General features: G+C 59.2%; 29 protein-coding genes and 1 tRNA gene. 16 read left to right on the forward strand and 14 right to left on the reverse strand.

The annotated features are described in order from the left end of the window. Nucleotides 1-7 precede the first annotated feature (7 nt). Nucleotides 8-1,348: an anaerobic C4-dicarboxylate transporter gene (locus tag ACJ8QI_RS05135; protein ID WP_442532166.1), complete on the reverse strand. Its 1,341-nt coding sequence runs from the start codon at nt 1,346-1,348 to the stop codon at nt 8-10. A gap of 232 nt (nt 1,349-1,580) precedes the next feature. On the opposite strand from ACJ8QI_RS05135, the gene ACJ8QI_RS05140 reads away from it, so the two are divergent. The 3 genes from ACJ8QI_RS05140 to ACJ8QI_RS05150 all read left to right on the forward strand — a co-directional run bounded on the left by ACJ8QI_RS05140 (nt 1,581) and on the right by ACJ8QI_RS05150 (nt 2,979). Continuing rightward, entirely contained in the window at nt 1,581-2,033 is a 453-nt protein-coding gene (locus ACJ8QI_RS05140) for a PaaI family thioesterase (RefSeq protein ID WP_442532167.1), read from the forward strand. A gap of 141 nt (nt 2,034-2,174) precedes the next feature. Further along, nucleotides 2,175-2,462, forward strand: coding sequence for a hypothetical protein (locus tag ACJ8QI_RS05145; RefSeq protein ID WP_060419583.1), 288 nt, complete (start codon nt 2,175-2,177; stop codon nt 2,460-2,462). Next, nucleotides 2,395-2,979: a hypothetical protein gene (locus tag ACJ8QI_RS05150; protein WP_204275744.1), complete on the forward strand. Its 585-nt coding sequence runs from the start codon at nt 2,395-2,397 to the stop codon at nt 2,977-2,979. The genes ACJ8QI_RS05145 and ACJ8QI_RS05150 overlap by 68 nt, the downstream gene beginning before the upstream one ends. A gap of 66 nt (nt 2,980-3,045) precedes the next feature. Here ACJ8QI_RS05150 and ACJ8QI_RS05155 read toward each other — a convergent pair whose 3' ends face one another. From ACJ8QI_RS05155 to ACJ8QI_RS05180, 6 genes are all read right to left on the reverse strand, one after another. Next, nucleotides 3,046-3,315: a hypothetical protein gene (locus ACJ8QI_RS05155; RefSeq protein ID WP_033646469.1), complete on the reverse strand. Its 270-nt coding sequence runs from the start codon at nt 3,313-3,315 to the stop codon at nt 3,046-3,048. A 90-nt stretch (nt 3,316-3,405) separates the two neighbouring features. Continuing rightward, nucleotides 3,406-3,543, reverse strand: a complete 138-nt coding sequence (locus tag ACJ8QI_RS05160) for a hypothetical protein (protein ID WP_162215441.1) — start codon at nt 3,541-3,543, stop codon at nt 3,406-3,408. A 141-nt stretch (nt 3,544-3,684) separates the two neighbouring features. Continuing rightward, complete coding sequence (gene proP, locus ACJ8QI_RS05165) at nt 3,685-5,187, reverse strand: glycine betaine/L-proline transporter ProP (RefSeq protein ID WP_060419579.1); 1,503 nt, start codon at nt 5,185-5,187, stop codon at nt 3,685-3,687. Between the two features lie 414 nt (nt 5,188-5,601). After that, nucleotides 5,602-6,969 carry a TolC family protein gene (locus tag ACJ8QI_RS05170; protein WP_442532168.1) on the reverse strand — a complete coding sequence of 456 codons (1,368 nt, stop codon included), beginning with the start codon at nt 6,967-6,969 and terminating at the stop codon, nt 5,602-5,604. Nucleotides 6,970-6,972: 3 nt separating this feature from the next. After that, nucleotides 6,973-8,910, reverse strand: a complete 1,938-nt coding sequence (locus tag ACJ8QI_RS05175; protein WP_060440224.1) for a MacB family efflux pump subunit — start codon at nt 8,908-8,910, stop codon at nt 6,973-6,975. Next, on the reverse strand, nt 8,907-10,088 hold the full coding sequence (locus ACJ8QI_RS05180; RefSeq protein WP_408602610.1) for an efflux RND transporter periplasmic adaptor subunit: 1,182 nt from the start codon (nt 10,086-10,088) through the stop codon (nt 8,907-8,909). Before ACJ8QI_RS05180 ends, ACJ8QI_RS05175 begins: the two co-directional genes overlap by 4 nt. A 240-nt stretch (nt 10,089-10,328) precedes the next feature. Here ACJ8QI_RS05180 and cho point away from each other — a divergent pair, with 240 nt between their 5' ends. The 5 genes from cho to ACJ8QI_RS05205 all read left to right on the forward strand — a co-directional run bounded on the left by cho (nt 10,329) and on the right by ACJ8QI_RS05205 (nt 12,699). After that, nucleotides 10,329-11,177: an excinuclease Cho gene (cho, locus tag ACJ8QI_RS05185; protein ID WP_060440223.1), complete on the forward strand. Its 849-nt coding sequence runs from the start codon at nt 10,329-10,331 to the stop codon at nt 11,175-11,177. A 112-nt stretch (nt 11,178-11,289) separates the two neighbouring features. Continuing rightward, nucleotides 11,290-11,386, forward strand: a tRNA-OTHER gene (locus ACJ8QI_RS05190). 185 nt (nt 11,387-11,571) lie between these two features. Continuing rightward, complete coding sequence (locus tag ACJ8QI_RS05195) at nt 11,572-11,871, forward strand: sigma-S stabilization anti-adapter protein IraP (RefSeq protein ID WP_016928230.1); 300 nt, start codon at nt 11,572-11,574, stop codon at nt 11,869-11,871. Nucleotides 11,872-11,994: 123 nt separating this feature from the next. Then, on the forward strand, nt 11,995-12,498 hold the full coding sequence (locus ACJ8QI_RS05200) for a YlaC family protein (protein WP_038875410.1): 504 nt from the start codon (nt 11,995-11,997) through the stop codon (nt 12,496-12,498). A 69-nt stretch (nt 12,499-12,567) separates the two neighbouring features. After that, nucleotides 12,568-12,699 carry a hypothetical protein gene (locus ACJ8QI_RS05205; RefSeq protein WP_015377413.1) on the forward strand — a complete coding sequence of 44 codons (132 nt, stop codon included), beginning with the start codon at nt 12,568-12,570 and terminating at the stop codon, nt 12,697-12,699. A gap of 62 nt (nt 12,700-12,761) precedes the next feature. Here ACJ8QI_RS05205 and ACJ8QI_RS05210 read toward each other — a convergent pair whose 3' ends face one another. The 4 genes from ACJ8QI_RS05210 to mdoC form a co-directional block, all read right to left on the reverse strand. Further along, on the reverse strand, nt 12,762-12,890 hold the full coding sequence (locus ACJ8QI_RS05210; RefSeq protein ID WP_019455877.1) for a hypothetical protein: 129 nt from the start codon (nt 12,888-12,890) through the stop codon (nt 12,762-12,764). Between the two features lie 252 nt (nt 12,891-13,142). Then, nucleotides 13,143-14,864 (reverse strand): potassium/proton antiporter, encoded by a 1,722-nt coding sequence (locus tag ACJ8QI_RS05215; RefSeq protein WP_038875414.1) that lies wholly within the window; start codon nt 14,862-14,864, stop codon nt 13,143-13,145. Nucleotides 14,865-15,147: 283 nt separating this feature from the next. Continuing rightward, nucleotides 15,148-15,372, reverse strand: coding sequence for a hypothetical protein (locus ACJ8QI_RS05220; protein ID WP_442532169.1), 225 nt, complete (start codon nt 15,370-15,372; stop codon nt 15,148-15,150). A 304-nt stretch (nt 15,373-15,676) separates the two neighbouring features. Beyond that, a complete protein-coding gene (gene mdoC / locus ACJ8QI_RS05225; protein ID WP_141958785.1) occupies nt 15,677-16,807 on the reverse strand; it encodes a glucans biosynthesis protein MdoC in 1,131 nt (376 codons plus the stop codon). Between the two features lie 259 nt (nt 16,808-17,066). Here mdoC and ACJ8QI_RS05230 point away from each other — a divergent pair, with 259 nt between their 5' ends. From ACJ8QI_RS05230 to ACJ8QI_RS05240, 3 genes are all read left to right on the forward strand, one after another. Further along, nucleotides 17,067-18,635, forward strand: a complete 1,569-nt coding sequence (locus tag ACJ8QI_RS05230; RefSeq protein WP_170310507.1) for a glucan biosynthesis protein G — start codon at nt 17,067-17,069, stop codon at nt 18,633-18,635. Then, nucleotides 18,628-21,186, forward strand: a complete 2,559-nt coding sequence (gene mdoH / locus ACJ8QI_RS05235) for a glucans biosynthesis glucosyltransferase MdoH (RefSeq protein ID WP_038875422.1) — start codon at nt 18,628-18,630, stop codon at nt 21,184-21,186. The genes ACJ8QI_RS05230 and mdoH overlap by 8 nt, the downstream gene beginning before the upstream one ends. Nucleotides 21,187-21,398: 212 nt before the next feature. Beyond that, nucleotides 21,399-21,596: a YceK/YidQ family lipoprotein gene (locus ACJ8QI_RS05240; RefSeq protein ID WP_046688460.1), complete on the forward strand. Its 198-nt coding sequence runs from the start codon at nt 21,399-21,401 to the stop codon at nt 21,594-21,596. Between the two features lie 6 nt (nt 21,597-21,602). On the opposite strand, the gene ACJ8QI_RS05245 is transcribed toward ACJ8QI_RS05240, so the two are convergent. Both ACJ8QI_RS05245 and ACJ8QI_RS05250 read right to left on the reverse strand, forming a co-directional pair. Next, entirely contained in the window at nt 21,603-22,148 is a 546-nt protein-coding gene (locus ACJ8QI_RS05245) for a GNAT family N-acetyltransferase (RefSeq protein WP_442532170.1), read from the reverse strand. 33 nt (nt 22,149-22,181) lie between these two features. After that, on the reverse strand, nt 22,182-22,559 hold the full coding sequence (locus ACJ8QI_RS05250; RefSeq protein ID WP_197756752.1) for a MysB family protein: 378 nt from the start codon (nt 22,557-22,559) through the stop codon (nt 22,182-22,184). Between the two features lie 209 nt (nt 22,560-22,768). On the opposite strand from ACJ8QI_RS05250, the gene leuA reads away from it, so the two are divergent. Continuing rightward, nucleotides 22,769-24,451 carry a 2-isopropylmalate synthase gene (gene leuA, locus ACJ8QI_RS05255; RefSeq protein ID WP_442532171.1) on the forward strand — a complete coding sequence of 561 codons (1,683 nt, stop codon included), beginning with the start codon at nt 22,769-22,771 and terminating at the stop codon, nt 24,449-24,451. Here leuA and ACJ8QI_RS05260 read toward each other — a convergent pair. Further along, nucleotides 24,408-25,202, reverse strand: a complete 795-nt coding sequence (locus tag ACJ8QI_RS05260) for an AraC family transcriptional regulator (RefSeq protein ID WP_442532172.1) — start codon at nt 25,200-25,202, stop codon at nt 24,408-24,410. The two genes, leuA and ACJ8QI_RS05260, sit on opposite strands and share 44 nt — an antisense overlap. A gap of 137 nt (nt 25,203-25,339) precedes the next feature. On the opposite strand from ACJ8QI_RS05260, the gene ACJ8QI_RS05265 reads away from it, so the two are divergent. From ACJ8QI_RS05265 to ACJ8QI_RS05280, 4 genes are read left to right on the forward strand one after another with little or no spacing between them, the layout of a single operon-like run. After that, complete coding sequence (locus ACJ8QI_RS05265) at nt 25,340-25,657, forward strand: ArsR/SmtB family transcription factor (RefSeq protein WP_048233328.1); 318 nt, start codon at nt 25,340-25,342, stop codon at nt 25,655-25,657. Further along, the gene (locus ACJ8QI_RS05270; protein WP_060440216.1) at nt 25,647-26,081 is read left to right on the forward strand and encodes a YeeE/YedE family protein; all 435 of its coding nucleotides are present in this window, start codon (nt 25,647-25,649) and stop codon (nt 26,079-26,081) included. The genes ACJ8QI_RS05265 and ACJ8QI_RS05270 overlap by 11 nt, the downstream gene beginning before the upstream one ends. 2 nt (nt 26,082-26,083) lie before the next feature. Next, nucleotides 26,084-26,512: a YeeE/YedE family protein gene (locus ACJ8QI_RS05275; protein ID WP_169318259.1), complete on the forward strand. Its 429-nt coding sequence runs from the start codon at nt 26,084-26,086 to the stop codon at nt 26,510-26,512. Beyond that, nucleotides 26,503-26,901, forward strand: coding sequence for a VOC family protein (locus tag ACJ8QI_RS05280; protein WP_038875445.1), 399 nt, complete (start codon nt 26,503-26,505; stop codon nt 26,899-26,901). The genes ACJ8QI_RS05275 and ACJ8QI_RS05280 overlap by 10 nt, the downstream gene beginning before the upstream one ends. The last annotated feature ends 10 nt before the right edge of the window (nt 26,902-26,911 follow it).

Raw genomic sequence — 26,911 nt, forward strand, 5'->3', positions numbered from 1 at the left:
ATACAACTCATAAGAAACCGAACGCCGCGGCGAGGATCCAGCCGAAGACGCAGGAGACGCTGACGCCGATCAGGCCGGGCAGAATAAAGCTGTGGTTGATCACGAAGCGGCCGATGCGGGTGGTGCCGGAGCGGTCGAACTGGATCGCCGCCAGATCGCTGGGGTAGGTCGGCAGAATATAATAACCGTAACAGGCCGGCGCCGAAGCGACGATATAGGCCGGGTTGACGCCGATCGCCAGCGCCACCGGCACCAGTGCCGCCAGCGCGGCGGCCTGCGAGTTGACGAATTTCGACACCAGCAGCAGGATCAGCGCATAGGCCCAGGGATATTCTTTCACCAGCACGCCCAGCGTGGCTTCGATCTGCGCCAGGTGCGCGCCGAACATGGTTTCCGCCATCCAGGCGACGCCATACACCGCCACGATGGCGATCATGCCGGAGCGGAACACTTCGTTTTTAGAGATAGACGCCGGGTTGGTGCGGGTAATGATGACGATCAACGCCCCGGCCATCAGCATGCACATCTGGATCACCAGGACCATGGAGAGCGGCTTGCCGCCGAAGCTGGGCCGCAGATCGGAAAACGCCCCCAGCACCGCCACCAGTGCGATGGTGGCAAGGAAAATCCACATGGCGATCCAGTTGCTGCGCGGCAGCACCCGGTCCAGCAAGGTGGCGGCATCGCCATAGACGTAGCGATGGTTTTCCGGCACCGATATGAATTTCTGAAACTCCGGGTCTTTGTCCAGGTCTTTGCCGCGGAACCAGCTGAAGATGCCGATCGCCAGAATGCCGCACAGGGTAGAAGGGATGGTGATAGAGAGCAGGTCGAGGAATTCCAGATGGCGGCCATTGAAGGTGTAACTGCTGAGCATCGCCACCAGTGAGACCACGGCCACCGAAACCGGGCTGGCGATAATGCCCATCTGCGCGCCGATCGAGCTGGCCGCCATCGGCCGCTCCGGGCGGATGTTATTTTTGATCGCCACGTCATAAATGATCGGCAAGATGGTGTACACCACGTGCCCGGTGCCGCACAGAATAGTGAGAATGCAGGTCACGAACGGCGCGATGATCGAGACATAGCGCGGGTTACGTCGCAGCATCCGTTCGGCGCTCTGCAGCATGACGTCCAACCCGCCTGAGGCCTGCAGGGTGGCGGAGGCCGCCACCACCGCGATGATCACCAGCATCACGTCTACCGGCGGTTTGCCGGGCTGCAGGTGAAAGCCGAACACCAGGATCATCAACCCGATCCCACCCAGTAACCCCAGCGCAATGCCGCCCTTACGCGCCCCATACAGCAGGCATGCCAATATCACCGCTAATTGCAGAAAGAAATCCATGATAAATACGCCTTAATAATGTTGAACTTAACTGCGCTCAGTTTCCGGCTGTGTTGGCTGCAGAAAGTTGTTTTAAATCTAAAGGCACTAATAAATTTGTGGTCATTAACCCTAAAGAGTGATGCTGGTCACACTCAAAGGAGTCAGGGCGGAGGTGGCATCCGCACGAAAAAGCAAGCTAACAGGTCAGACCTCTACTATATGAGAGGTTTACTGACCCGAGGAGAAACCCATGGACCCGACAAAAATGACCGGACTGGCGCTGTTACAGGCTGCGATGGCCGGTAAAATCCCACCGGCTTCGATCGCTGAAACCGTGCCCATGAAACCGGTGGCGGTTGAAGAGGGGTATATCCGCATCGTGGCGCGGGCTGACGGGCGCCACCTGAATCCGCTGGGGGGCGTTCATGGCGGCTTTGCCGCCACGGTCTTGGACTCGGTGACCGGTTGCGCGGTGCACAGTACACTGGGCGCGGGGATTGGGTATGGCACCGTCGATCTGCAGGTTAAAATGTTGCGCCCTGTGCCGAAGGAAACTGACCTGATCGCCGAAGGGCGTCTGGTCTATGTGGCCAAAAACGTGGCCTTCGCGGAAGGCACGCTCAAAACGGCGCAAGGGAAGCTGCTGGCTTCGGCAACCGCCACTTGTTTTATCATTCGCCCTAGCGAACAAGCATCGCAATAACCTGCCTTTTATCGGGCTTCGGGCTATCAACCCGGGGCCTGATGCATTTCTCTTCGGTTGCATACAGCGCTGCGCTACGGCGGCAGGCGCGATACGCCATTGTGGTCTAGTATTCTGGGGTAAAAATTTATCGGAGTGATTATGCAACCGTATCCGTATAAAGAGGTTGAGTTTGATCATGAGCTTTGTTTGGCGATTGGCAAAGCCGTGTTGGACGTGGTGGCGCAGGGAGATGAAACCAGCGCTCCAGGGGTGATGAACGCGATTGAGCGGTCGGTGGAACAGGGGCTGAATGACGACGAAATCGCCGCTGCCGACGATGCCCTGGATTTGATGGCGCGTCTCATCCACGGCTGCCGGTTTGTTAATCTACCGGGTGAAGAGGAGGCTTCCCGTGCATTGGTTGAATTTCAAGCGCTACAAGAGTGACGTTGCCAGACAGGCCGTGCCGCCGCATTTGAATGCGGCTGAATTTGCACGGCATTACGCCGATAAGCCGCAAACCGATACGGAAGAGTATCTTTCGTTGAGCGGGGAGATGTGCTGGGATGCGGTGGTGCTTTGTGCCCACCGTTCAGGCGCGCTCAGCAAGGCGAAATACAAGCAGCTGTGGCAGACGGTGTTCGATAAGCAATACAAACATTTCGTTAGCCCGGACGATACCGAGATCCGCACGATGGCCGATATGCTGCGCGCGCCGCAGGGATGTTTTATCGGCATATTCTCCCTGCGTGACGCGGCGGCGCCCCGTTTGCTGCATGCCATGATCGGTACCGGTGCGGGATTTGCCGCAGGCAATAAAAATCTTTGCATCGGCGTGGGGGGCGCGGTCGGCTGGGAAAATCTCAATCTGGCGCGCGATCTGCGCTGGCAGCCTGAAGGCGGCTTTTTACGCCAGGGCGACAACGAAGTGCTGCGCATATTTTATCGGCCTTTCCCCGCCTGAGCCGGTCCGCATGCTTGTAGAGTAAAAAACCGCCGTCTGGCGGTTTTTTATTGGCGCGTGTCACCCTTATTTGAACCCGCCGTTGCGAATGAATTCGAGACCGGCGGCGGTGATCCGCGTTTGATGCGGGTCGATATCATAGTTGTTCTCGTCGATGTCGCTCATCACATAGGCCTGTATCAGGCCCTTGGTTTTGAGATAGGCGAAGGGATCGGCGAACGCATGCGGGCTGGTGGCGTCTTGTTTCCACAGTTCGTAGGTTTTTTCATCCAGCGTGCCGGGGTGATTGGCGGCCAGCCGGGTCAGGATCTGATTGTAGAACGCATAATCGGTCATGATACAGTCCCCTTTATCGCGAGCGATAATCGCGGAAAATGGCGGTAAGGTCTTTCAATCATAGCCGATGTTTTCCACCGCCTGTGCGGGTTAGCCGCGTTGGCTTTCAATCCAGTGGAACAGGCGTGAAATGGTGAAGGTGATATCGCCGATGTTGAAGAGTGCGCCGAGCCACAGGGTGAGCATAACAAGGATACCGATGATGACGGGAAGGTCCATTTTGCTCATGATCGCGTGCTTCATCAATTAAGAGTGTGCTGTAAAGCCTACCATCAAACGCGATTGTCATAAAATGCGCTGCGTATTATTTCGGTTGAATTTAAAGCAAAAAAGCCACCCAATCGGGTGGCTTTTGTCTTTCAGCGCCGATCAGTCCAGCTTGGGATGCTGGTCGATCAGGATCTGCTTTTTCTTTTCCAATTCGGCGATCTGCGCGTTGATGTCCTCGACTTTCTGTTCGATGTTGTCGTAGGTCTCCTGCAGCAGCTCTTTCGCCTCTGAACGGTCAGACGCAGCCGGCGTCGCGCCGCGCAGCGGTTTGTTGGCGGTTTCTTTCATGTACAGACCGGTGATAAGACCGATCACCGCCACGACCATCAGATAGTAGGCCGGCATGTACAGGTTGCCGGTCGCTTCGACCAGCCAGGCGGCGGCGGTCGGCGTCGCACCGGCGATCAGCACCGAAATGTTGAACGAAATCGCCAGCGCGCTGTAGCGGATGTGCGTCGGGAACATCGCCGGCAGAATTGAGGCCATCACCCCGGTGAAGGAGTTGAGCAGCACCGCCAGCACCAGCAGACCGACGAAGATCAGGCCAATCACGTTGCTGTTGATCAGAATGAAGCACGGGATCGCCAGCGCCAACAGGCCGATGCTGCCGCCGATAATGAACGGCTTACGGCCGATGCGGTCACTGGTCAGGCCGATTACCGGCTGTACGAACAGCATGCCGATCATGATGGCGATGATGATCAGAACGCCGTGATCTTCCGAGTAGTGCAGGTTATGCGACAGGTAGCTCGGCATGTAGGTCAGCAGCATGTAATAGGTCACGTTGGTGGAAATCACGATGCCGACGCACACCAGCAGACTTTTCCAGTGTTTGGCCGCGATCTCTTTGAACGAGGTTTTTGGCGGATTTTCGATGGCGTTGCGATCCTCTTTCTCCATCTTGTCCACGTGCTGCTGGAACGCCGGGGTTTCTTCCAGCGCATGGCGCAGATAGAGACCGATCAGGCCCAACGGCGCGGCGATGAAGAACGGGATACGCCAGCCCCAGTCGAGGAAGTTGGCTTCGCCGACGATGCTGGAGATCAGCACCACCACGCCTGCGCCCATCACAAAGCCGGCGATGGAGCCGAAGTCCAGCCAGCTGCCCATAAAGCCGCGTTTGCGGTCCGGCGAGTATTCGGCGACGAAAATTGCCGCACCGGAATATTCACCGCCGACGGAGAAGCCCTGCGCCAGCTTGGCCAGCAGCAGCAGGATCGGTGCCCAGATACCGATCGACGCATAGGACGGGATCAGGCCGATACAGAAGGTGCTGACCGCCATGATGATAATGGTGACCGAGAGCACCTTTTGGCGACCGAACTTGTCACCCATGGCGCCAAAGAACAGACCGCCGAGCGGACGTACCAGGAAGGGCACGGAGAAGGTTGCCAGCGCGGCGATCATTTGTACGCCGGGCGAGGCGCCGGGGAAGAAGACCTGACCAAGTGCGTAGGCGACAAAGCCGTATACGCCGAAGTCGAACCACTCCATCGCGTTGCCCAGGGCCGCCGCGGTGATCGCTTTCTTGAGTTTGCTGTCATCGATGATGGTGATGTCGCTGATGTGCATCGGTTTATGTCGTTTTTTTCTTAACTTCATATAATCATCCCTTAATGAATTATTCGTTGTTCGTGAAAGCGTAATCTCCATTCACTGTTGTTTTCGAGTTATCAAATCGGCTAATCGAATCGCGGTTCAAGACGATTCATTATCCACATTTAAGTTGGGATGTGGATCACAAAATATCGTCGTTTATGCCAAGGTTATGTCATTTAGGTGACTAATTATTTTGCATCTATAGCTTAACGTTATATCTTGCGGCGATCAAATCCAGCAGTTTAACTTAAGTTTTTGCACCGATTTGGTGCGAGAATGGTCTAATAATTGTGCGATTTGACGGTTTTTCGTCTGATTGGCCATGTTTGAAGTATAGAGAGTGCGGGAGATAAAACAGGAAAAATTGATGTGTTTGCCGCTAAAAAACCACCTGGCCGGATGGCCAGGCAGTTTGGATCAGAGGGCCGATGAACCGCCGAATTCCAGATAGATTTTCGCCAGGTTCTGGTACTGCGCGAAGCGGTTTTCGTCCACCGCCAGCTCCGCCTGACGACGCTGCTCCTGAGCATTCAGCCAATCGGTAATGGTGACGGCGCCCTGCCGGTAACGCACCTCGTTCAGCCGCTCCGATTTGCGCGCCAGCGCCAGCGAGGCCTGCAACTGCGCCTCTTGCGCCAGCAGCTGCGCGCGCAGCGACAGGGCGTTATTTACATCGCCCATCGCCTTGTACAGCGCCTGCCTGAATTCCAGCACCTGCTGTTCGTAGTCGTTACGGGCGATCTTGATATCCACGCCCATTTGCCGCCATTGCAGGAACGGCAGCGTCAGGCCGGCGCCGAGGCTGCCCGTCGGGTTGCGCAGAAACTCCAGCAGCGCGCTGCTGCTGGCGCCCAGCGAGCCGGTCAGGCTGAAAGCGGGGTAGTATTGCAGACGTTTCTCGTCGACGTTGGCCAGAGCGGCGCGCAACCGCAGCTCTTTGGCGCTGAGATCCGGGCGACGGCTCAAGACGTTGGCGGGAATGCCGGTGCTGATCTGCGGCATTGCCGCCGTCGGCAGACGTGCGGGCGCGATGGTGGTCTGGCCTGAAGGTACGCCCAGCAGCACCGCCTGTTCGTTCAACGCCTGTTGACGTTCGTGTTGCAACGTCAGCAGCCGGCTTTCCTGCGTTAGCACGTTTTGTTCCGCGTTCACCATGTCCAGCGCCGAGATGCTGCCGGCCAGGTAGCGGGCGTTGGCCAGCCGCAGCGTCTGTTTGGCGTAGGCGATGCTCGCTTGGCTGACGCCGATCTGCTGATTGAGGAAGCCGATACGCCAGTAATTCGTGGCGGCGTTGGCCAGCAGCGTCAGGCGCGCCGTCTGCAGATCCTGCTCGGAAGCCTGGCTGGCCCACTCGGCGGCGTCGCGCTGGCGCGCCAATTTGCCCCACAGGTCGACTTCATAGCTCGTAGAGAGCGTCGCGCCGCTGGTTTTATTCCAGGCGGAGGACTCCGACAGCGGGCGATTGATGCCGCTGTTCAACGAGGCGTTGACGTCGGGCGCGGTGCTGATGCCAACGCGTTCAGCCTCGAGGCGCGCGCGGTAGACGCGCAACACGGCGACGGCCAGATCGTTGTTGCTCGCCATCACCTGTCGCAGCCAGCGATCGAGCTCGGGATCGTGGAAATCGCGCCAGTCGAACGGCGTCGGCGCGGCGTTTTCGGCGGCGTGCTGCCAGTTCGTCGGATAGTTGACCTGCGGCGCCCGGTAGTCGCTTTTCAGGGCGTTGCCGCAGCCGGCGGTGAGCAGGGCGGCGAGGCTTAATGCCAAGGGAGAGAAAATTTTCATGGGTTACTCGCTGGCCAATGAAACGACCGGATCCATCCTTGCCGCTTTGCGGGCGGGGAGATAACCGAAGATCATGCCGATTAAGGTTGAACAGAAAAACGCCGTCGCGGCGGCTTGCCAGGAATAGATGGCGGTGAACATGCCGCCCGCCAGCGAGGTGAACAGCGACCCGGCGGCGAACGACAGTGCGATACCCAATGCGCCGCCGATCAGGCAGACCAGCACCGCCTCGATCATGAACTGTTGCATGATGTCGCCGCGCCTTGCGCCGACCGCCATGCGCACGCCGATCTCGTGGGTGCGCTCGGTCACCGAGACCAGCATGATGTTCATCACGCCCAGGCTGCCGATCACCAGCGAGATCGAGGCCACCATCAGGATCAGCAAACTGAGCGTCATCGAGGTGCGCTCGATCGATTTACGGAACTGATCGCGGTTGAACGTCATGAAATCCTTGACGCCATGGCGCTGGGTCAGCAACTGCGTAATGGCGCTGACGGCGGCTTCGCTGGCGACGTCATCCTTCAGCCGCACGGTAATGCCGCTGAGCGTGGTTTTGCCGACCATGCGGTACATCACCGTGCTGTAGGGCATCCAGACGCTGATGCGGTTGGGCGCATAGTTGCGTTCGCTTTTGGCGACGCCGACCACCCGCGCCGGCACCGAGCCGAGAAACACGATCTGGCCGAGTGGCTCGACGCCGAAATCGCCGAACAGCGCCTGGCGCGCGTTGTCGTCGATGATCACTTCCTGCAGCGCGTTGCGATCGTCGCGGAAGGTGGCGCCTTGCACCAGCGTGATGCCGTTGACGCGGAAATAGTCGCGCCCGACGCCGGTGATTGACGCAGTGGCAGATTTACTGCGAAAACGAATGCTGTCGGACGCGCTGACCTCCGGGCTGACGCTGTCGACGAAGCTTTGCTGCGCCAGCGCGTCGGCATCGGCCGGCACCAGGGTGCGGATGCTGTCGATGGCGTCGTCGAAGAAATCACGCCCCGGATAGATGCTCACCACGTTGGTGCCGAGTCCCTTGATATTCTCCAGCGTGCGCTGCTTGGCCCCTTCGCCCAGCGCCACGACCGTAACGACGGCGGCGATGCCGAAGATAATGCCGGTCATGGTCAGCGCGGTGCGCAGGCGATGGGCGTTCATCGCTTTCAGCGCCATGTGCAGCGATTCACGGGTGCGGTCGATCAGGCTTTGCCAGCCGCTTTGCCGGCTGCGGTTCGGCGGCGGCAGCGCGACGGCGGGTGCCGATTGGCGGCCGCTGTCAGCGATGATCTCACCGTCCCGCAGCTCGATGACGCGCTGCGCATGTTGTGCCACGTTCATATCGTGGGTGACGATCACCACGGTGTGGCCGCGCTGATTCAGCTCGCTGAGGATCGCCAGCACTTCCTGGCCGGATTGGGTGTCCAGTGCGCCGGTCGGTTCGTCCGCCAGGATAATTTCGCCGCCGTTGATCAGCGAGCGCGCGATGCTGACGCGCTGCTGCTGGCCGCCGGAAAGCTGGCCGGGCTTGTGGTCTTCGCGTCCTTCCAGACCCAACCGCGCGAGCAGCTGCGCTGCCCGCTGCCGCCGCTGATCGCGCCGGGCGTTGGCGTAGATGGCCGGAATTTCAACGTTGCCCAGCGCGCTGAGATCGGGCATCAGATGATAACGCTGGAAGATAAAGCCGATATGCTCGCGGCGCAGGCGGGCCAGTTCGTCCGGCGACAGGTGGGCGGCGTTCTGGCCGCTGATGTAGTAGTCGCCGCGATCCGGCACGTCGAGACAGCCCATGATGTTCATCAGCGTCGATTTGCCGGAGCCGGAGGCGCCGATGATCGCCACCAGCTCGCCGGCGGCGATGGTCAAATCGATGTCTTTCAACACCGTCAGCGCCTGACCGCCGTTGGTGTAGGTCCGGCTGATGCCTTTTAGCTCGATGATCGCGTTCACAGGAAAATGCCATCCTCAGCCGACTTGGCGGCGGGCTGCGACAGCACCACGGTTTCACCGGCTTTCAGGCCGCTGAGGATCTGAATGTCGACGTTGTTGGTGATGCCGGTGGTCACTTCGCGCGTTTCCAGCCGCTGATCCTGGGTCAGAACCTGCACCTGTTGCCCTTTTCCTTCGGTTTTATGCACCGCCTGGATCGGCACCAGCAGGGCATTCTTCGCTTCGCCGAGCAGTAAGGAAACCTGCGCGGTCATGGCGATGCGCAGGCGGTTTTCCGGGTTGGGCACGTCCAGCAGCGCGTTGTAATAGACCGACGCGTTCGAGGTACCGGAGCCCGAAGCGGAGCTGGTGCCGGCGAGCGAGTCGTCTTTCATCACCGATTCCGGCGCCAGCTCGATGGTGCGCAGCGTGGCGTCGTAGCGTTTATCCGGATCGGAGAAAATGGTGAAGTAAGCCTTTTGCCCCGGCGAAATGCGGGTGATGTCGGCTTCGGAGATCTGCGCTTTGATGGTCATCATATCCAGCCGCGCCAGCTTGACGATGGTCGGCGCACTTTGGGTGGAGTTGACCGTTTGCCCCTGCTGCGTGACCACGGCGATGACGATACCGTCCATCGGCGCGACGACGCGGGTATACCCCAGGTCGATCTTTTTCTTGTCGACTTCAATCTGCGCCTGCACCAGGCGCGCATTGAGCGAAAGCAGTTCGGCGCGGGTGGTGGCGAGCGTAGCCTCGGCGGTTTCGAAGTCTTCACGCGAGCTGGCTTCGTCGTTCAGCATGCGCCGCTGGCGTTTGAAACGCGACTCGGCCTGCTTAAGCTGTGCCTGCTTGGCCTGCAGTTCGGCTTTGATGACGTTCAGCGCAGCCTCGGCGTTGCGCAGATCGTTGCGCTGTTGCAGATCGTCGATGTCGGCGATCGGCTGCCCTTTGGTGACGCGATCCCCCAGTTTGACCTTCAGCGATTTGACTTCACCGGAGACCCGCGCGCCGACGTTAACGCGTTCGACGGCATCCAGTCGCCCGGTGGCCAGCACGGCGTTTTCGATATCGCCCAGGCGGGCCGGCGCGGTAACGTAATCCTGCTGCGGCGGGCGTTGCCAATAGATTGCCAGCGCGACAGCGATGGCGATGAAAACGATGGCGGCGATCAACGCCAGACGACGGGGTGTGAGTTTCAGTAATGGCATGCCCAGGTTTTCCATAACGATAAAAGCGGCGGTTCCAGTCTGCCATCATGGCAGCGCCAGCCTGAACTGGCGCTAAACGTGAGGCGCTTTCCCGCTGGAAAGGGGATAGTAAAGGCTTTCCCGCTAAAGATCACGGTGAGTTATTATCCGCCGGGTGTGCAACCGGCTGCGCGGCACGCTATACTGGCTAAAAAAACAGTATTCATTCATCAGCAGGATAACGCCGCCGCCATGATGCCAAACCGCCTCGAGCCGGAACTCGACATTTACCAATACCCGGAGCACCTGCGCGCCTGCCTGGCGCCGTTGCCCAAAGGGCCGGGCGTCTATGTGTTTCACGGCCAGAGCGAAAGCCTGCCGCTTTACATCGGTAAAAGCGTCAACGTACGCAGCCGCGTAATGGCGCATTTCCGTGCGCAGGACGAGGCAAAAATGCTGCGGCAAACCCGGCATATCAGCTTTATCGAGACCGCCGGCGAGTTGGGGGCACTGCTGCTGGAGGCGCAGTTGATCAAGCAACAGCAGCCGCTGTTCAACAAGCGCCTGCGGCGCTCGAAACAGCTGTGCGCGCTGCGTCTGCAGGCGGACACGGTGACGATTGCCCACGCCAAAGAGATCGATTTCGCCGTCACGCCCCACCTTTATGGGCTGTTTGCCAATCGCCATGCCGCGCTGGAAAAGCTGCGCGCCATCGCCGACGAGCATCGTTTATGTTACGGCAAGCTGGGGATCGACAAGCTGCCCGCCGGGCGAGCCTGCTTCCGCTACAGCCTGCGCAAGTGCGCCGGCGCCTGCTGCGGCGTGGAGCCGGCGCAGGAACATGCGCGGCGGCTCGGCGCGGCGCTGGAACAGCTGCGCATCGCCTGTTGGCCGTTCGCCGGGCGCGTGGCGTTGGAAGAGCAGGGCGAGACGCTGCGCCAGTATCATGTGATTCACAATTGGTTTTATCTGGGCTCGGTCAGCAGCCTGGCGCAGGCGCAGCGGTTGCAGAGCGCGGCCAGCCACTTTGACAGCGATGGCTACAAGATTTTGTGCAAGCCGCTCATCGCCGGCGATTATCGGATTATTGAGCTGCCGTAATGCCATAACGCTATCGATAACCTAAGACTTATCTGTAAATTCAGGGCATTATGCTAAAAAAGCTTGTGTCCATAATGTTGTTATGGATAATGGCGCCCCGAAGCGAAGGAACGCGCTATTAACTCAGTTGGCAGAGTGATTGGTTTTATAATGGCTTGTTTTGGCTTGAAAATTGATAGACGCGGGTTCGAGTCCTGCATAGCGCGCCAGCTTTCTTCCCTTCATCTCACCGCGCTTACCGTAAAGCGCACCCGGGTTGATTTGCACTATCGGCTCCTCGTTGGGATTTTCGGGTGTGCTTTACCGTAACCGCTGGCTTTCCTTCCTCTTTCTCTTTCGATCCTTTGCTAAACTGTAATCAGGCAGGCTTGCTGCCCGGCAACAGGAGGTCGATATGTCTCACTCCGAGCAACTGCAGGAACTCTTGCAACGCGTCGCCGCCCTCGAGGCGAGAGAGAAAGCGCTGAGCGCCGCGTCCAACGCTTATCAGGCGATTATCACCACCATGTTGGGCAATATGGAGAAGACCGAACGTGACCGGATCATCGCGATGATCGATCAGGCTCATGAAATCGCTTACGCCCGCGCCATTCAACGCAGCAACGAACCGCAAAAGCAGAAAATCAAACAGGCCGACGATGTGGCCCAGCGCATGTTCATGTTTGCGCAAGGCAAGGCCGCCCAGCCGCGCTGAATCCGAACTATAACAGTTGCCGCCATTAAGTTGGCTAACTGATCTACCCGGCGAAACTGTACTTGTGTTACTTTTAGCGGTGAGATTTGATGGCAATGCTGTTTCCAGCATAAGGTTGTAACGATGGACGCGATTAAAAGCATCTTGGTTAAAGAGATTGAACAGATCAATCGGCGCGAAGGGCGTGACGGCAAGCCGCGCTTCAACAGCGAATTCGCCCGCACTCACCGCTATCTGTGCCTTGCCATGTTCGCCGGTTATTTCGCGGTGATCGCCGTGATGTACCAGGTGCCGTACATGGGGATATATGCCTTCCTGGGCTTCACCGCTTTCGTGCTGTTCATGTTCGCCATGCTGCTGATAGAGATCCGGCCGGTATACCGCTTCGAGGACATCGGGGTGCTGGATCTGCGGGTTTGCTACAACGGCGAATGGTACTTTACCCGCGCGCTGTCGCCTTATGCGGTGCAGCAGCTGCTGGATGAGCCGTCTATCGGCGCCGCGCTGAAACAGAAGATGCGGGTGATCATCGGCAACAAGGGCGAAATCGACTTCTACGACGTGTATGACATGGCCTACGGAAAAAAGCCGCAGGATGAGCCACCGCAGCTGGCGGCGGCAAACTGAAAGGTTTCCGGCCAGCGGCTTGTCGATTATACTCAGCGTTTGAACGTGAAGCAGAGTGAGGACCAAGCGATGAGTGATGATATTTTCGATTTTGATATCGATGCCGAACTGGCGAAAGCCGAAGAAAAAGCGGCGCAGAAGGTAAAAGAGGTCCCTGAGTTCCTCGAAGACGAAGCGGACTGCGAAGGTTGCAAGATCTGATCGCCTGACCCATAAAAAAAAACGCCGCGGCGGTTTTTTTTATCTCTGAGCGTCGGGCGGTATCAATCCAGCACGAATCCCCAGATGAGGAACGCCGCCACCAGAATCAGGCAAAGCGCGGACACCGTCACCAGTATTTTCCCCAGAATGTCTTTTTCTTGTTCCCGCTGCGTCACGTTGAAATTATCCAATTAAAAGTCTATGGACCAAACCGGCGATGCTGAGATCGAGCGCCGCTACACCCAGCGCCATGATCATCATCACCGAAAGAAATCGAGTCTTGCCGTTCACATCCCTAATCCCTGTTGGCGCCGCTGTTAAATTGTTTTTATATCAACCGGATATAATTCAGCGACGCCGTACTTCATGCATCATGATAGTGATTAAGAACGTTCTTAAGGCCAGAAGTTCCCTCGTCTGGTAACGCAGCCGGTGCGGCAGCGTCAGTCGGTTACAATCCGCACGCCTATCTTGCTGACTTGATTGCCGTCCATTTCGGCGATGGTCCAGGTCAGGCCGTCCCATTCCACCTGGTCGCCGATCACCGGTTCGCCGCCAATCAGCTGAATGACGAACTGGCCAAGCGTCTGCTGCTCGTCCACGTCGTCCTGCAGATTGAGGCCATAAAGCTGCGAGATGTCGCTTAAACGGGCGTCGGATTGCAGGATAAAGTCACCGAAGAAGCGCTCGTCGAGCGTCACGGCCGGCGCCTGGCTGAACAGCTTGCCGAGGATCGGCAGGTCGTGCTCATGACCGATGACGCACAGAATATCGTTCTCCCGCAGGCGGGTACTGCCGCTAGGGTGCAGCAGCTCTTTGCCGCGGAACAGGGCGGCAATGCGGGTGTTGGGCGGCATTCTCAGCTCACGCAGCGCCGCGCCGACGCACCAGTTTTCCGCCGAAAGCTGATAAACGAACTGTTCCCACTGGTTCTCCGGGTGCACATCCAACCCAACGCGGGAGATAGGCGTCAGCGCCGGCGGCACGATCACCTTGGCTTTTTTGGCGGCAAACGACAGCGTGGTGCCTTGCAGCAGCAGGGAGACCAGCACCACGAAGAACGCCACGTTGAAGAACAGCTGGGCGTTGGGCAGCCCGGCCATCATCGGGAACACCGCCAGGATCACCGGCACCGCGCCGCGCAGGCCGACCCAGGAAATAAAGCCGCGTTCGCGCAGGGTAAAGCTGCGGAACGGCAGCAGGCCGATGAACACCGACAGCGGGCGGGCGAACAGGATCATCCACAGCGACAGCAGCAGGGCAGGGATGGCGATCGGCAGCAGCTCGTGCGGGTTGAGCAGCAGGCCGAGCACCAGGAACATGCCGATCTGGCTGAGCCAGGCCAAGCCGTCGAAGGTTTGTACGATGCCGTGACGGTTGCGGATCGGCCGATTGCCCAGCAGCAGTCCGCACAGGTACACCGCCAGAATGCCGCTGCCGTCCAGCGCGGTGGTCAGCGCGAAAATAAGAATGCCGCCGCTCACCGCCAGCAGCGGATAGAGGCCGTCCGCCAGTTTGATGTGGTTGATCAGCGTCAGCAGCAGCCAGCCGCCGCCCAGACCGAAGACGATGCCCATGCCGAACTGCTGCATCAGATGCAGCGGGAAGGTCCAGCTCAGCGCGGTTTCCCCGGCGGCGATCATCGCAATCAGCGTGATGGTGAGAAACACCGCCATCGGATCGTTGCTGCCGGACTCGATCTCCAGCGTGGCGCTGACGCGCTCGTTCAGGCCTTTGCCGCCCAGCAGCGAGAAGACCGCGGCGGCGTCGGTGGAACCGATAATGGCGCCGATCAACAGCCCCTGCAGCAGATCGAGATTGAACAGCCAGGCGGCGGCCATGCCGGTCAGGCCGGCGGTGATCACCACGCCGACGGTGGCGAGAGACAGCGCCGGCCACAGGGCGACGCGGAAAGAGCTGACCCGGGTGCGCATGCCGCCGTCGAGCAGGATCACCGCCAACGCGAGGTTACTGACCAGGTAAGCGACCGGATAATTGCTGAAGACGATGCCGCCGGGGCCGTCGACGCCGGCCAACATGCCGATCGCCAGGAAGATCACCAGGATCGGAATGCCGAGCCGGGAAGAAAATGAGCTGAGCAGAATGCTTGCCCCCACCAGCACGGCACCGATGACGAACAAACTGTTAATGGTGCTGGCATCCAAAATATCGTTCTCCTGAGGCTGGGGGATAGGGGGCACTGCGCGTGTGTCGATGATAGCGTGTTTAGTGGGTAAAACGCCAAGGCTGATTGCGAAAACAACCGATCAATTATTGCCCTTTGGTGTGATTAACCAAAGAAAGTGAGGAGAAGAGAGAGAATCCTGCCTTTTATCCAACATTATCAGGCTGCTGTATTTCGGCTTTGGCAACAATGGCCGATCGTGGCTGAGGGAAAAACCATTAAGCCCGCGCAGGCAGACTCAATGGTTTGCAGGCGCGGTAGGGTTAGTGGTCGAGCGATTCCAGCGCCCGTTTGATCAGCTCGCTGGCCAACTTGCTCTCCGTTTCGGAAATGCCGTCGAGATTGAAGTTGGAGAGTTCAGTGACCAAAACGCTGCGTTCTTTGCCGCTGATTGAGGCGTCCAGCGCGGACAGCAGCCTACTGAGGATCTTCAGCAGGGTGGCGTTTTCCACTTCGGCTTCCTGAGCCGGGGTCTTCTTATCAGTCATTCAAAATCCTCTCTGTCGTGACGGAAGGGAGATGCAGCTAACGCCATCGAATGAAGTAAACGATCGCGCAGCCCTTCGGGGGTGTTGAGCCCAATCACTACCGTAAGGCAGGGATCCGGATTTCTACTTATGCATCGCAGTTATAACGATTAGGGTATGTATTCAGCCGTATCACTTTGCCCTAACGGACGGCGCCAGGCTGAGCAATGTGTGCTTTGCATGCAAACCACCAGTATAGGCTTTTTGCACGACGGCAAGATGACAGGAAACCCCTGCAAACGATCGGGTTTGCAGGGGCGCAAGGTTATTGCGGCTTACCGGAGAACAAGAAGCGCAGCACCGGAATACGCTTGTGCAGTTCATATAAAGCGAAGGCCAGCGAGAACACAAACAGCAGGCCCAGCAAGAATCCCAACAGGTTGTTGCCGATATAAGGCGTCACGAAAGCGCCATATATCAGGGTCAACGGGTGGTGCACCAGATATATAAACAGTGAGGCATTGACCAGATAGGTGATGCGCGGCGAGTGATAATTCAGCAGGTTATGCCCGAAAGAGAACACCACGTTGGTCATCAGGATCCCCATTAGGGTTTTGATCACCACTTCCAGCTCGAACATATAGCTGCTGTGCGCCAACAGCTTTTGATTCAGCATATATGCGATAAACAGCAGCAGCGAGCCGAGCAGCGCCAGCGGCGAGCGACGCAGAAAAATCTCCTTAAGCCACACGTACTTAAACGCATAAGCGCCGAGGATGAAGAACGGCAGGTAGAACATCGTCTCCATCACCACGAAATTGAACAGGCCGTTGGATAATAGCTGCGGCGCGACAATTAAAATAATACGGTGCGCGGCCGAATAGCATACCGCATAAATAAAGAAAAACAGTGAGATGTTTCCTAATCCACGCAGTCTATTTATTAACGCCGGAATATGCTCACGAGTTTGACGCTTGATTTTACGGAACAGATAAAAGCAGGCACAGGTTAACAACGACAGCGTCAATAAGAACCACAGATGAGAAACCAATTCCCAAACTGTTACATTTATTTTCTGATAGAGAGAAAATTCATCCCAGCCGTTTAATTTATCGGTGAAATATTTCAGCATGAAAAACTGCGGCACCGTAATTAGCGGGATGGAGCTCAACAGCGGGATTGCCACCCGCTCCAGCCTGACCTTCAGCCACTGGTGGCGCTCGTAGCGCTCGTAAAGCATGTAGGAGAAGTAGCCGGATATCACGAAGAACACCTGCATGCGAAAAGCGTGGATGAAGTCGTTTAGCACCGTGAGCGAGAAGGAGGGGGACGCGCTGTTCACCGCCCAGGCATGGCTGGAATAAATCAGGGAGAGGTGAAACGGAATCCCGAGCAACATCAAATAGGCTCGGATCGAATCGAGGAAAAACTCGCGCTGTTTGCTGCCTTTAGTCATAGATTACCGCTGGTGATTTAATCGGGTGCTCATTAACACGCTTAATAAGTCGTCAAACGTTAAATTGTTATCCGAAACCCTACTATAGCCCCCCGCATTTTTCCATAGCGTCTTGTTGCGCGGCTTGCTACGCTGGTGTTCCATCAGCTGCTTAAACAATGAGCCGTAAACATGAACCATCCATTTATCATGTTGTCGGAAAGCTGAGTAATCCATTAATATGGATTTAAATGATTTGAGCACACGAATAGGGGGGGATGTGCTAGTTAATATATTATCCGGACAACCACGCGCCGCGAGCGTTCGTTGGTTAGGTGCTACCGTATTGTTCACGCTGTTCAGTTCGCCGGCATGGGCCTTTTCTATTGATGATGTGGCCAAGCAGGCGCAGGATCTGGCCGCGAAAGGTTTCGAAGCCCCGAAGAGCAACCTTCCTTCTCAGTTCCGCGAGATGAAGTTCGCAGACTATCAGCAGATTCAGTTCAATCACGATAAAGCCTATTGGAGCAAGCTGAAAACCCCTTTCAAGCTTGAGTTTTATCATCAGGGGATGTACTTCGACACGCCGGTGAAAATCAATGAAGTCACCTCCACCAGCGTAAAACAGATCAAGTACAGCCCGGATTACTTCAACTTCGGTTCGGTCAAACACGACCCTGAATCGGTGAAAAACCTCGGCTTTGCCGGCTTCAAGGTGATCTACCCGATCAACAGCGCCGACAAAAACGATGAGATCATGAGCCTGCTGGGCGCGAGCTATTTCCGCGTGGTGGGTAAAGGGCAGGTTTACGGGCTTTCCGCTCGCGGCCTGGCTATCGATACCGCTTTGCCATCTGGCGAAGAGTTCCCGCGTTTCCGCGAATTCTGGGTTGAGCGTCCGAAGCAGGGCGACAAACACCTGGTGATCTACGCGTTGCTGGATTCCCCGCGCGCCACCGGCGCTTACCGTTTCACGGTGATCCCGGGCCGCGACACCACCGTGGACGTCGAGTCTAAAGTGTTCCTGCGCGACAAGGTGGGCAAGCTGGGCCTGGCGCCGCTGACCAGCATGTACCTGTTCGGGCCGAACCAGCCGTCGCCGACGCTGAACTATCGCCCGGCGTTGCACGACTCCAACGGTCTGTCTATCCATGCCGGCAACGGCGAGTGGATCTGGCGCCCGCTGAACAATCCTAAACACCTGTCCGTCAGCACCTATACCGTCGAGAACCCGAAAGGCTTCGGTCTGCTGCAGCGCGGCCGCAACTTCAAGGATTACGAAGATCTGGACGATCGTTACGATCTGCGCCCGAGCGCCTGGATCGAACCGAAGGGCGACTGGGGTAAAGGCAAGGTCGAGCTGGTGGAGATCCCGACGGCGGATGAAACCAACGACAATATCGTGGCGTTCTGGACGCCGGATACGCTGCCGGAAGCCAAAAAGCCGCTGACGCTGAGCTACCGCCTGAACTTCACCCGCGACGAAGATAAACTGCATTCGCAAGACATCGCCTATGTGGCGCGGACCATGCGTTCGACCGGTGACGTGAAGCAGTCCAACCTGATTCGCGAGCCTGACGGCAGCGTGGCCTTCCTGGTCGACTTCGTCGGCCCGGTGCTGAAAGGGCTGGACGCCAACACCCCGGTCGCTTCTCAGATCAGCATCGGCGACAACGGTGAAATGGTAGAAAACAACGTCCGCTATAACCCAGTGACCAAAGGCTGGCGCCTGACGGTACGTCTGAAAGTAAAAGACGACAAGAAGCCGGTAGAAATGCGCGCAGCGCTGGTCAATGGCGATAAGACTCTGTCGGAAACCTGGAGCTATCAGCTACCTGCCAATGAATAAGCCTACTCAACCCGCCCAGGATTATCTTGCGGCGCTGCCTCTGACCGCCGAGCGGTCGGAGGCGCTCAACCCTCACACGGCGGATGACGCTCAGGCACTGGAGGCGCTCCATCGGCAGATGGGCGCCGCCGACGCCAACGTCAACAGCCTGTCGGCGGATGACGTGGCGTTGGCCTCGGTCAAACCGCGCATCGAAAGCGCCTGGCCGGATGCGGTCAGCGATGACGATTTCGACACCGACGCCGAAGGGCGCGCCATTCTGAAGGCGACGCCGCCGATCAAACGAACCACCATGTTCCCGGAAGCCTGGCGTACCAACCCGGTGGCGCGCTTCTGGGATTCTCTGCTGGGGCGTTCGCCGCACAATCGGCACGCCACCAAAGAGGAGGCCGAGGCCGAGAACCGCTGGCGCGTTGTCGGTTCCATGCGCCGCTATGTGCTGCTGGTGCTGATGCTGGTGCAGACCGGCATCGCCACCTGGTACATGAAAACCATCTTGCCTTATCAGGGCTGGGCGCTGATCGATCCTATCGCCATGCTGGATCAGGATCTGATGCAGTCGGTGCTGCAGCTGCTGCCTTATGTGCTGCAAACCGGCATTCTGATCCTGTTCGCCGTACTGTTCTGCTGGGTCTCGGCCGGTTTCTGGACCGCGCTGATGGGCTTCCTGCAGCTGCTGATCGGTAAAGACAAATACAGTATTTCCTCCACCATCAAGGGCGATGAGCCGATCAACCCGGCGCACCGCACCGCGCTGATCATGCCGATCTGTAACGAAGACGTCGAACGCGTGTTCGCCGGCCTGCGTGCGACCTATGAGTCCGTCGCCGCCACCGGTCAGCTGGAACACTTCGATATCTACGTGCTGAGCGACAGCTACGATCCGGACATCTGCGTGGCGGAGCAAAAGGCGTGGATGGAGCTGTGCCGCGATGTCGACGGCCACGGCCGCATCTTCTATCGCCGCCGCCGTCGCCGCGTAAAACGCAAAAGCGGCAACATCGACGACTTCTGCCGTCGTTGGGGCGGTGAGTACAGCTACATGGTGATCCTGGACGCCGACAGCGTGATGAGCGGCGAATGCCTCACCGGGCTGGTGCGTTTGATGGAAGCCAACCCGAACGCCGGCATCATCCAGTCCGCGCCGAAGGCGTCCGGTATGGATACCCTGTATGCGCGCGTGCAGCAGTTCGCTACCCGCGTTTACGGGCCGCTGTTTACCGCCGGCCTGCATTTCTGGCAGCTGGGCGAGTCGCATTACTGGGGCCATAACGCCATCATCCGCGTGAAGCCGTTTATCGAGCACTGTGCGCTGGCGCCGCTGCCGGGCGAGGGTTCCTTCGCCGGTTCAATCTTGTCGCACGACTTCGTTGAAGCGGCGCTGATGCGCCGCGCCGGCTGGGGCGTGTGGATCGCTTATGATCTGCCGGGCAGTTACGAAGAGCTGCCGCCAAACCTGCTGGACGAGCTGAAACGCGACCGTCGCTGGTGCCACGGCAACCTGATGAACTTCCGCCTGTTCCTGGTGAAAGGCATGCACCCGGTGCACCGCGCGGTGTTCCTGACCGGCGTCATGTCCTACCTGTCGGCGCCGCTGTGGTTCATGTTCCTGGCGCTCTCCACCGCATTGCAGGTGGTGCACACCCTGATGGAACCGCAATACTTCCTGCAGCCGCGGCAGCTGTTCCCGGTCTGGCCGCAGTGGCGGCCCGAGCTGGCGATAGCGCTGTTCTCCACCACGCTGGTGCTGTTGTTCCTGCCGAAGCTGCTCAGCATCGTGCTGATCTGGGCCAAGGGCGCGAAAGAGTACGGCGGGGCGTTCCGTCTGTTCATTTCGATGCTGATGGAAATGCTGTTCTCGGTGCTGCTGGCGCCGGTGCGCATGCTGTTCCATACCGTGTTCGTGGTGAGCGCTTTCCTCGGTTGGGAAGTGGTGTGGAATTCGCCGCAGCGTGACGATGACGATACGCCTTGGGGCGAAGCGTTCCGCCGCCATGGCTCGCAGATGTTGCTGGGCCTGGTGTGGGCCGGCGGCATGGCGTGGCTGGATCTGCGCTTCCTGTGGTGGCTGTCGCCGATCGTGTTCTCGCTGATCCTGTCGCCGTTCGTGTCGGTGCTGTCGAGCCGCGCGACGCTGGGCATGAAGAGCAAACGCGCCAAGCTGTTCCTGATCCCGGAAGAGTACAACCCGCCGCGCGAGCTGCTGGCGACGGAAGAGTACCTGCATCTCAACCGCAACCGCGCGCTGACCAACGGCTTTATGCATGCGGTGGTCAACCCGTCCTTCAACGCGCTGGCGACGGCGTTGGCGACGGCGCGTCACCATCTGCGCGCTACCCTCGATCGCAACCGCGAGGAACGGGTGAACGAAGCGCTGCAGCTGGGGCCGGAGAAGCTGGTGAAGGGCAAACGTCTGGAGCTGCTGAGCGATCCGGTCACGCTGGCTCGTCTGCACCAGCGCGTCTGGCTGTTGCCGGAAGGCGCTGCCTGGCGTGAGCACTATCAGCAGTTGCCGCACAACCCGCTGGCACACCCAACGGGTCGACGTTAATCGCTGAACGGTAACGCTCAGACGGGGAATGCGCATGGCGCGTTCCCCGTTTTTTTTTACCTTTTGCTTACGCGCGCCGGTACCGGTGGAGAAAGGGAACTGTGATAGACTGCGGCCGATGCGTTGTTCACTCGCGAAACAACCCTTTGCTCAGAGTCAATGTCGTGAAGCTCTCTTCCTACCTTCGGCTGGCCTGCGTGGCGGCCGGCGTGATGGTCTTAACCGGTTGCGGCAGCATCATCAGCCGCACCGTGCCCGGCGCGGGGCATGGCCACCAGTACTATCCCGGCGTGCAGTGGGATTTGCGCGATACGCCCTGGCGTTACGTCACGGTGATAGATGTGCCGCTGTCGATGGTGGTGGACACCTTTATGCTGCCGTTCGATGCGCAGCACGGCCCCTATGAGTAAACCTGCTCAGCGGGTGGCGAACACCACCAGCTGATAGCCTTTCTGCCCACAATGGAAAGGCACCAGCGCCGTCATGCCCAACCCTTGCACATGAGCGGCCAACGAATGCGGATTGTCGTCGTCGATAAACAGCGCGCCCACGTCGTAGTCATGACTGGTGTGCGCTTTGACGGCGGCGTAGAGGCGTTTCAGCACGCCTTTGCCGCGCCAGGCGGCGTCGAGGCAAACCGGGCCGTAGAGAAACACCCGCTGCTCACTCAGCGCCCGCCCGGCGAAGGACTGCGTGGCGAGCGTCGCCAGCATCGCATCCACCACCGGCGGCCGCGGTTGCACGTCGGCGGGCATCAGGCAAACAAACCCGGCCAGTTGGTTCTCCTGTTCGGCCACGAGTATGCCGATGCCGCGGTTGATCGCCGTCAGCTGCGCCTCATTCATGCGCGATACGATAAATCCCTGTCGTTTTTGGCGCTCGTCGAGCGCTTCCGGCACGTTTTCCCCCTGCAGCTGTAAAATGGCGGGGTAGTCGGTAGGGCGGGCCCGGCGGATAATCATACTGCCTCCTTGGCGATAAAAACGTGGTGCGGGTTAACGTTCATCCCATTCATCGGCCGCGGTCTGGCCTTCTTCGGTATCCAGCGGCGGCTCGAGCTGGAAGTCGCCTTCTTCCCATTCGTACAGGGTATTTTCGTCTATCCACTCGGCGGTGATCTCCACCTCGTCGTAGTCACCGTCGAATATCGCCTGCGCCGCCGCACCGCTGCGCAGCGGCAGGCATTCCACCGCTTCGCCTTCTTCTTCGAAGAACTCGGCCTGCCACATCGTGTCGCCATCCTGCATCACGTACTTTTGCAGATTGAACTGCTGCGGCACCGGCGGTTCGTCATCGCCGCCGCCTTCGGCGGTGTCGATAAACTCTTCACGTGCGGCCTCGATGGCTTCTTCCAGGGTTGCATACAGGCTCATGTTCGCCTCCGTTGACAATGAGAGTAGAGCGCCCGGCGCATTGCCGGTGCGGTGGGATAAACGTCAAAACTAATTGTTGTCTCACTGGCGCAGGATGCAAATTTTTTTGTTGTCCGCTTTGCGACGACGGTTGTCCGCAAAGCGGGAGAAGAGGAGGCGATGGCGGGAAATAATGGCGCTATCGTTCACTCAGTTGCCAGGAGAAGCCCATGTTAATCGACCCTTCAAGCAAATACCGACCGTTCCCGCCGGTGACATTACCGGATCGTCAGTGGCCTTCGCGTACCCTGCGGCAGGCGCCGCGCTGGTGCTCCAGCGATCTGCGCGACGGCAACCAGGCGCTGGCGGAGCCGATGGATAACGCGCGCAAGCGCGAATTCTATCAATTGTTGTTGCAGTGCGGTTTCAAAGAGATTGAGGTGGCTTTCCCTTCGGCGTCGCAAACGGATTTCGATTTTGTGCGCACGCTGATCGACGAGCAACTGATCCCGCACGACGTCACGATTCAGGTGCTGACTCAGTCGCGAGACGATCTGATCGATCGTACCTTCGAGGCGCTGCTGGGGGCACCACGGGCAATCGTGCATCTGTACAACGCCACGGCGCCGATGTTTCGCGACATCGTGTTCCGTCAGGATAAGGCCGCAACCGTGGCGCTGGCGGTGAACGGCGCGCGGCGCATTCGCCGGCATTGCGAGGCTCAGCCCGATACCGCCTGGTGCTTCGAGTATTCGCCGGAAACCTTCTGTTTTACTGAATTAGAGTTCGCGCTGGAGATCTGCGAGGCGGTGGCGGAGGTGTGGCAACCGGGGCCGCAGCGGCCGATGATCATCAACCTGCCGGCGACGGTGGAGGTGAGTACGCCCAACGTGTATGCCGATCAGATTGAGTGGTTCTGCCGTCACTTCAGCCGTCGCGCCGATGTGGCGATCAGCGTACATCCGCATAACGATCGCGGTACCGGCGTGGCCTGCGCGGAGCTGGCGCTGCTGGCTGGTGCCGATCGGGTCGAAGGCTGCCTGTTCGGCAACGGAGAGCGTACCGGCAACGTCGATCTGGTCACGCTGGCGTTGAATCTCTATACCCAGGGCGTGGCGCCGGGCCTGGACTTCAGCCGCCTGAAACAGGTGGTGGAAGTGGTGGAGCAGTGCAATCAGCTGCCGGTGCATCCTCGCCATCCTTATGCCGGTGAGCTGGTGTTTACCGCCTTCTCCGGTTCGCATCAGGATGCGATCAAGAAAGGTTTCGCCGCGCAACGGCAGCGACAAGATGGCTGGTGGCAAGTGCCTTACCTGCCGCTCGATCCCGCCGATGTCGGCTGCAGCTATGAGGCGGTGATCCGGGTCAACAGCCAGTCCGGTAAAAGCGGGGCTGCCTGGTTACTGGAACAAAATCATGGGCTGGCGTTGCCGCGCGGTCTGCAGATTGATTTCAGCCAGGTGGTGCAGCGTGCGACCGACGGCAGCGGGAAGGAAATGAGCGGCGCACAGCTGTGGCGCTTATTCCGCGACACCTATGGGCTGGTGGAGCAGCCGTGCTTGCAGCTGTTGAGCTACCAGACGGAAAGTCATGGGGTAGAGGCCTACAGCTTCAACGCGCGAGTTGCCTGCGAGGGAGAGCCACTGCGTCTGCAGGGGACTGGCAACGGTCTGCTTTCCAGCGCGGTGGATGCGCTGCGCCAGCGCTTCGGCTTGCCGCTGGCGATCGAGGATTACCACGAGCACACGCTGGGGCATCAGAGCGACAGCCGAGCGGTGGCCTATATCCGCTGTGCGCTGCCGCAAGGTGAGGCGACCTACGGCGTTGGCATCGACGTTGACTCCGCCAGCGCCTCACTGCAGGCGCTGTTTAACGTTGCCGGGCGCTATCTGTCGTCGGCGCGGCTCGGCTGAAATAGTCGCTGGGCGCGACCCCCAATAACCGGCGGAACATGGCGCTGAACGCGCTGGGGCTGTCATAGCCAAGATCCAGCGCCACTTCCAACACCGAGCGGCCGGTCGCCAGCGCGTTCAACGCCGCCAGCAAACGGGCGCGCCGCACCCAATCACTAAAATGCAGCCCGGTTTCTCGCTGGAAGCGCCGCGACAGGGTGCGTCCGCTGACGCTGAGCTGAGCGGCCGCCTGTTCCAGCGTCCAGGGCTGTGCCAGCGTGGCCTGAATATGGCGGCATAGGGCAAGCAGTGAGGCCTCACGCGGTTCGGGCAGGTGCAGTGGCAGGATCGGCAGCATTCTCAACTCATCCAGGATCAGTTCCATCACGCGCTCATCGCGCCCGCCGCTTGGATAGCCGGGCGCAATCTCCATCGCACAGATAATCAACTCGCGCAGCAGCGGCGAAACCTGTACCACCTGGCATTGGGCCGGCAGATCGGCGCGCGCCAACGGATCGACGAACAGCGTCCTGGCCGCCACCTGGCCGGTGATGCGCAGGCTGTGCACCATTTTCGCCGGTACCCAGACGCCGCGGCCGGGTGGCACCACCCAACTGCCGAGCCGGGTCGTGACCTGCACTACGCCGCTCAGGCTGTGGATCAGCTGCGCGCAGTTATGGTAGTGATCCGGCTCGCTATCGCCGTGGCGATAATCCTTGGCCAACGGCCGGATGGGCTGATCGACCGGCAGAACGTCATGAAACAGCAGCATCGTTAGCGGCCTCCGCGCGGCAAAAAGGGGGATGACAGCATGCCATGCGGCGCGGTTCCACACCAGCCTGTGGCACGCGGCAGATGAATAGTTTATAAAATGATATTATATAATTTTATAAACTGATTGGAGGGGTGATGGATATTGACGCGATGCGCAAGGCGGCGGCGCAGGCCGGCGCGATGCTGCGCACCTTGGGCAATGAAGATCGGCTGCTGCTGCTGTGTCGACTCAGCCAGGGCGAGATGGCAGTGAGCGAGCTGGCGCAGGCGCTGGCTATCCGCCAGCCGACATTGTCCCAACAGCTTGGCGTGCTGCGCGAGGAGGGGCTGGTCTCCACCCGGCGAGCCGGCAAGCAGATTTACTATGCGGTGGCCGATGCCAAAGCGCTGGCGCTGCTAACGACCCTGTATCAACTGTATTGCCCACAGCCGGAGAACCGCGATGACCATTGACTGGCAACACTTCACGCCCTATTCCGCGCTCGCGGGCGGGGCCATTATCGGCGGTGCGGTAGCGCTGCTGCTGCTGTTCAACGGCCGCATCGCCGGCATCAGCGGCATTACCGGCGGCTTATTGAGCGCGGGCGGCCGGGAGCGGGGCTGGCGCGCCGCATTTCTTGGCGGGTTGCTGATTTCTCCCTGGCTGTATGCTGCTGCGGCGGCTTTGCCTCCAGGTGAGATCGCTGCCGGCAGCGGCTGGCTGGCGATCGCGGGGCTGTTGGTGGGGGTGGGTACCCGGTTGGGCAGCGGCTGCACCAGCGGGCACGGCGTGTGCGGCGTCGCGCGGTTGGCGCCGCGATCGTTGGCCGCCACGGCGGTGTTTATGCTGCTGGGCTTTACGACCGTGTGGCTGATGCGCCATCTGCTGGGAGGCTGAAGATGCTTAAGTCTCTGTTGGCGCTGCTGAGCGGCGTGATTTTCGGTCTGGGGTTAATTATCGCCGGCATGGCCAATCCCGCTAAAGTACTGGCGTTTCTCGATATTACCGGTCAGTGGGATCCTTCGCTGGCGTTGGTGATGGTTGGGGCGATTGCAGTGGCGGCGCCGGCCTTTATGTGGGCGCGCCGACGCCAGCGGAGCCTGTTGGGGGAACCGCTGCAGATCCCGGCCGCCGGGCGTGTGGATCGCCGTTTGCTGGTGGGCAGCGCGCTGTTCGGCATCGGTTGGGGCATGGCGGGCATTTGCCCTGGCCCGGCCTGGGTGTTGACGGGGGCGGAAATACAACGGGTATGGCCGTTCCTGCTGGCGATGCTGGCGGGCATGGCGCTGTATGAGATTATCATGAGGTGGAGGCGTTCATGTCGATAGCCAAGGCGGTGCTGCGCATTGCGCGCCCGACCGATCGGTTGCAAGAGATTGCCACGCTGTATTGCCGCGGGTTGGGGTTTGAAAGGCTAGGCGAGTTTGTCGATCATCAGGGCTTTGACGGCATTATGATCGGGCATCCGCAGCATGCCTACCATCTGGAGTTCACGCAGCATCGCGGGGTGCGGGTCGGGCAGGCGCCGACGCAGGATCATCTGCTGGTGTTTTACCTGCCGGATGAGAACGAATGGCGAGCCGGGTGTGAGCGGATGCGGGCGGCGGGATTCTTGGCGGTCGTCGCCTATAACCCCTATTGGGATAGGGCGGGGCAAACCTTTGAAGATCCTGACGGCTACCGGGTGGTCCTGCAACATCAGGCCTGGCAAGCATAAAAAAACCGGC

The sequence above is a fragment of the Serratia sp. CY84636 genome (genome assembly GCF_052166245.1).
Lineage (GTDB): Bacteria > Pseudomonadota > Gammaproteobacteria > Enterobacterales > Enterobacteriaceae > Serratia > Serratia nevei.

Excerpts from the sequence above, each read along its gene's own strand:
- ACJ8QI_RS05135 (WP_442532166.1), bottom strand. The coding sequence starts at position 1,348 with ATGGATTTCTTTCTGCAATTAGCGGTGATATTGGCATGCCTGCTGTAT.
- ACJ8QI_RS05140 (WP_442532167.1), top strand. The coding sequence starts at position 1,581 with ATGGACCCGACAAAAATGACCGGACTGGCGCTGTTACAGGCTGCGATG.
- ACJ8QI_RS05145 (WP_060419583.1), top strand. The coding sequence starts at position 2,175 with ATGCAACCGTATCCGTATAAAGAGGTTGAGTTTGATCATGAGCTTTGT.
- ACJ8QI_RS05155 (WP_033646469.1), bottom strand. The coding sequence starts at position 3,315 with ATGACCGATTATGCGTTCTACAATCAGATCCTGACCCGGCTGGCCGCC.
- ACJ8QI_RS05160 (WP_162215441.1), bottom strand. The coding sequence starts at position 3,543 with ATGAGCAAAATGGACCTTCCCGTCATCATCGGTATCCTTGTTATGCTC.
- proP (WP_060419579.1), bottom strand. The coding sequence starts at position 5,187 with ATGAAGTTAAGAAAAAAACGACATAAACCGATGCACATCAGCGACATC.
- ACJ8QI_RS05170 (WP_442532168.1), bottom strand. The coding sequence starts at position 6,969 with ATGAAAATTTTCTCTCCCTTGGCATTAAGCCTCGCCGCCCTGCTCACC.
- cho (WP_060440223.1), top strand. The coding sequence starts at position 10,329 with ATGATGCCAAACCGCCTCGAGCCGGAACTCGACATTTACCAATACCCG.
- ACJ8QI_RS05195 (WP_016928230.1), top strand. The coding sequence starts at position 11,572 with ATGTCTCACTCCGAGCAACTGCAGGAACTCTTGCAACGCGTCGCCGCC.
- ACJ8QI_RS05200 (WP_038875410.1), top strand. The coding sequence starts at position 11,995 with ATGGACGCGATTAAAAGCATCTTGGTTAAAGAGATTGAACAGATCAAT.
- ACJ8QI_RS05205 (WP_015377413.1), top strand. The coding sequence starts at position 12,568 with ATGAGTGATGATATTTTCGATTTTGATATCGATGCCGAACTGGCGAAA.
- ACJ8QI_RS05220 (WP_442532169.1), bottom strand. The coding sequence starts at position 15,372 with ATGACTGATAAGAAGACCCCGGCTCAGGAAGCCGAAGTGGAAAACGCC.
- mdoC (WP_141958785.1), bottom strand. The coding sequence starts at position 16,807 with ATGACTAAAGGCAGCAAACAGCGCGAGTTTTTCCTCGATTCGATCCGA.
- mdoH (WP_038875422.1), top strand. The coding sequence starts at position 18,628 with ATGAATAAGCCTACTCAACCCGCCCAGGATTATCTTGCGGCGCTGCCT.
- ACJ8QI_RS05240 (WP_046688460.1), top strand. The coding sequence starts at position 21,399 with ATGGTCTTAACCGGTTGCGGCAGCATCATCAGCCGCACCGTGCCCGGC.
- ACJ8QI_RS05245 (WP_442532170.1), bottom strand. The coding sequence starts at position 22,148 with ATGATTATCCGCCGGGCCCGCCCTACCGACTACCCCGCCATTTTACAG.
- ACJ8QI_RS05250 (WP_197756752.1), bottom strand. The coding sequence starts at position 22,559 with ATGAGCCTGTATGCAACCCTGGAAGAAGCCATCGAGGCCGCACGTGAA.
- leuA (WP_442532171.1), top strand. The coding sequence starts at position 22,769 with ATGTTAATCGACCCTTCAAGCAAATACCGACCGTTCCCGCCGGTGACA.
- ACJ8QI_RS05260 (WP_442532172.1), bottom strand. The coding sequence starts at position 25,202 with ATGCTGCTGTTTCATGACGTTCTGCCGGTCGATCAGCCCATCCGGCCG.
- ACJ8QI_RS05265 (WP_048233328.1), top strand. The coding sequence starts at position 25,340 with ATGGATATTGACGCGATGCGCAAGGCGGCGGCGCAGGCCGGCGCGATG.
- ACJ8QI_RS05270 (WP_060440216.1), top strand. The coding sequence starts at position 25,647 with ATGACCATTGACTGGCAACACTTCACGCCCTATTCCGCGCTCGCGGGC.
- ACJ8QI_RS05275 (WP_169318259.1), top strand. The coding sequence starts at position 26,084 with ATGCTTAAGTCTCTGTTGGCGCTGCTGAGCGGCGTGATTTTCGGTCTG.
- ACJ8QI_RS05280 (WP_038875445.1), top strand. The coding sequence starts at position 26,503 with ATGTCGATAGCCAAGGCGGTGCTGCGCATTGCGCGCCCGACCGATCGG.